This is a genomic window from Streptomyces swartbergensis, assembly GCF_002148965.1.
Taxonomy (GTDB): Bacteria; Actinomycetota; Actinomycetes; order Streptomycetales; family Streptomycetaceae; genus Streptomyces; species Streptomyces swartbergensis.
This window is the reverse complement of sequence record NZ_NGFN01000555.1, coordinates 1-3,163: the sequence shown is the minus strand read 5'-3', so window position 1 is coordinate 3,163 and position 3,163 is coordinate 1. Positions and strand designations below refer to the sequence as shown.

The following is a 3,163-nucleotide window of genomic DNA, read 5'->3' as shown; positions in this document are numbered from 1 at the left end:
CCCACCACCCCACACCCCCGGTGACCGGCGGGCACGGCCAGGGCCTGGTGCAGTTCGTCCTCGCCGCGCACGAGGGCCAGCGCAACACCCGGCTGTTCTGGGCGGCCTGCCGGGCCTACGAGGACGGCATCGGCGCCGCGCTCGTGGACGCCCTGGTCGAGGCCGCGCGGGGCACCGGCCTGTCCGAGCGCGAGGCCCGGGCGACGATCGCGTCGGCGGCACGGATGACGGGGCACCGGCCGTGAGCGGCACCCCGTCCATGAGCACCGAAAGACCTCCATGCAACAGCACGCCACATCGCCGGCCCTGGCGCTCGCCCGCCTCGTCCTGGCCTCCGGCCGCTCGGTGGATCTCGCCGAGCTGCGGTTCACGTCGACGTACGGCGACCTGCTGGAGGGCTACCCCTGCAAGCCGGTGAACGACCTGCGGATCCGAGGGCTGCTGCGCGCCGCCGCGCGGGCCCGCCCCGGCACGCCGGTGCACCTGGTCGCGCCGCCGCGCGCCTACCCCGACCAGTACGCGGGCGGCCTCGGGCCCGTCGAGGTCCTGCCCGCCGTGGCCTGCGTCGGCACCTTCCACTCCACGGCTCTCGATCCGGCCCGCGACCCGGTCGCGTACCGCTCCCGTCTCACCGTTGTCTGGTTTCAGGCCACACCTCGTCTGCCGTCGGGCTGCGACGCGGAGCCGGGGCTGCGGGACCTCGACTGGCCGGGACTGGCCCGGGACGCCCGGGCCGTTGCGTAGGGTCGTCCGATGAGCCTTTCCCGTGCGGAACTGCCGCGTTGGCAGCTCGAGTTGATCTGGTCATTGTTCGAGTACCACCTGGAGCGGCTGGAGCCGGAGGACTTCCTCTGGGAGCCGGTGCCGCTCTGCTGGACGATGCGCAGGGGCCCCGACGGCACTTGGGTACCGGACTGGGCGGAGACCGAGCCCGACCCTGTGCCCGTCCCCACCATTGCCTGGGTGAGCTGGCACATCGGCTGGTGGTGGAGCGTGGCCCTCGACCACGCCCGGGGCCGCCCGCCCCGCGACCGCGCGGACGTCGTGTGGCCCGGCGCGGGCACACCGGCCGTCGAGTGGCTGCGCGGCCTGCGCACGGAGTGGCTGGCCGTCCTGGACGACCTCACCGACGCCGACCTGGACGCCACGGCATCGTTCCCCCGGCCGGACGACCCCCAGTACACCGTCGCGCACATGGTGGCCTGGGTGAACGCGGAACTGATGAAGAACGTGAGCGAGATCGGCCAACTGCGACTGCTGCGCGCGGCGTCGGCCTGAGCCGGCCCGCGATGCCCGGCCCGTGCGCCTGCCAGGCAGCGGTCGGTCTTACGTCTGAAACACTCATGGCAGCCCTGTGACCTGGGAGAAAGCAGTTACGCCCTGGCCGCCGAACCCGGCGGCGGCGGTGGCGGTGGCGGTGGCGGTGGCGGCAGCCGGTCCGGGGCGATCGATCCGATCACGCCGTTCGCGCAGGGCGCCTCGGCGCTCGCCGGGAAGGCGCAGCCGTTCTACAACGCGTTCAGCCAGGCCGTGTCACCGGCTCCGAGGGCGTAGCGGGTTTTCGCCCAGCCGGGCGGCGCGGCCGAGCGGCGCGTGCCATCGTGGAGGCATGAGCATCGACGTTCGCCCGGCCTCGGACTTCGAGGACGTCCGTGCCGTGCTCGGCCCGAAGTCGCCCGCTGCGAACGTCTGCTGGTGCCTGAGCTACCGGCTCCCCTCCAAGCTCAACAACGAACTGCGCGGACCGGCGCGCGGCGAGTACGTCGCCGAACTGTGCCGCGAGGATCCCGCGCCCGGCGTGCTCGCCTACGACGGCGACGAACCGGTCGGCTGGGCCGCCGTCGCCCCGCGCGCGGACACCTCCTTCGCCCGCAACCGCAAGATCCCGCACGTCGACGACCTGCCCGTCTGGTCGCTGTGGTGCGTCCGGGTACGCCCCGGTCACCGGAAGCAGGGCATCTCGCACGCCCTGATCGCCGGCGCGGTCGAGTTCGCCCGCGCCCACGGCGCACCGGCGATCGAGGCGTATCCCCTCGACAACGGCGACGCCAAGGTCGACCTGACGATGGCGTACCCCGGCCTGCGGAAGAACTTCGAACGCGCCGGCTTCACGTACGCGGCGGACACCACCTCGGTGCTGGCCGGCCACCCCCGGGTCCTGATGCGGCTCGACCTGCGCGGCCACGCGCGCCCATAGAAGCCACGTATAGAAGCCACGCACACACAAAGGCCCGACCGCTGGCGACGGGGGATGCACCAGCGGTCGGGCTATGGCCAAGGGTAACAAGCGCTTGCCCATCGGAACCGACTGTTCGTCAGCAAAGCCGGAGTTGTGACTCGTATCACTCAACTGCCGTGATTGCGCGGCCTGTTGCGCGGCTCCCGGTCCGTCAGGGCTCGCACGGCGGGTCGTAGGACAGCCGGGGCAGGTACTCGCGCCAGGTCTCCGGCGTCAGCACGCCCCGGGTCATCGTGCACACGCGGCGTGCGGCGTCGTCGACGTCCAGGTTCCACAGCCGGATGGTGTCGGTGCCGCTCGACACCCCGAGCATGTGGGTGTTCGGGCTGAACGCCAGGAAGGTGCCGCTCTTGGCGTTGGGGCTCATCGACTGGCCGATCGCACCGGCCCTAGACGGGTCGGAGACGTTCCAGAGCCGGACGGTGCTGTCGTTGCCGCCGCTGGCCAGGGTGCGGCCGGTCCGGCTGAAGGTCAGTGACGCGACCGCCTCCGTGTGGCCCGTGAGACTCCTCTCCTCCGAGGCCTTGGAGGGGTCCTCGATGTCCCAGAGCCGGACCGAGTTGTCGTCGCCGCCACTGGCCAGCGTGTGCCCGTCGGGGCTGTAGGCGAGGACGTTGACGGCTCCGAGGTGGCCCCTGAGAGGTGCGCCGCGCAGGACGGCATGCCCGGGGTCCGTCGCGTTCCACAGCCGGATGGTGCCGTCGGCGCTGCCGCTGGCGAGCGTACGGCCGTCCGGGCTGAAGACGAGGGAGTTGACGTACCCCTTGTGACCGGTGAGGGGCGCGCCGAGCCGACGGGGGCGGGACGGGTCGGCGATGTTCCACAGCTGGACGGTGCGGTCGTCGTAGGCGGTCGCCAGGAGGCGCCCGTCCGGGCTGAAGGCCAGCGGGTCAGCGAACCGGATGGGCAGGGGGATGGGCGGCC

The 3,163-nt window shown here is 72.5% G+C and carries 5 protein-coding genes; 4 read left to right on the top strand and 1 reads right to left on the bottom strand.

What is annotated here, in order from left to right:
- The 4 genes from CA983_RS41965 to CA983_RS41950 form a co-directional block, all read left to right on the top strand.
- Positions 1-245: primase alpha helix C-terminal domain-containing protein (locus tag CA983_RS41965; protein WP_208637167.1), on the top strand; the 245-nt coding region annotated here is incomplete at its 5' end.
- A gap of 34 nt (positions 246-279) precedes the next feature.
- Positions 280-744: a hypothetical protein gene (locus CA983_RS41960; RefSeq protein ID WP_208637166.1), complete on the top strand. Its 465-nt coding sequence runs from the start codon at positions 280-282 to the stop codon at positions 742-744.
- 9 nt (positions 745-753) lie between these two features.
- Positions 754-1,278 carry a DinB family protein gene (locus tag CA983_RS41955; protein WP_086605891.1) on the top strand — a complete coding sequence of 175 codons (525 nt, stop codon included), beginning with the start codon at positions 754-756 and terminating at the stop codon, positions 1,276-1,278.
- 331 nt (positions 1,279-1,609) lie between these two features.
- On the top strand, positions 1,610-2,197 hold the full coding sequence (locus CA983_RS41950; protein WP_086605890.1) for a GNAT family N-acetyltransferase: 588 nt from the start codon (positions 1,610-1,612) through the stop codon (positions 2,195-2,197).
- 193 nt (positions 2,198-2,390) lie between these two features.
- On the opposite strand, the gene CA983_RS41945 is transcribed toward CA983_RS41950, so the two are convergent.
- Positions 2,391-3,163 (bottom strand): WD40 repeat domain-containing protein (locus CA983_RS41945; protein ID WP_143645758.1); only part of this gene is annotated, 773 nt, incomplete at its 5' end.

Coding starts and splice junctions, on each gene's coding strand:
- CA983_RS41955 (WP_086605891.1), top strand. CDS start 754: ATGAGCCTTTCCCGTGCGGAACTGCCGCGTTGGCAGCTCGAGTTGATC.
- CA983_RS41950 (WP_086605890.1), top strand. CDS start 1,610: ATGAGCATCGACGTTCGCCCGGCCTCGGACTTCGAGGACGTCCGTGCC.
- CA983_RS41960 (WP_208637166.1), top strand. CDS start 280: ATGCAACAGCACGCCACATCGCCGGCCCTGGCGCTCGCCCGCCTCGTC.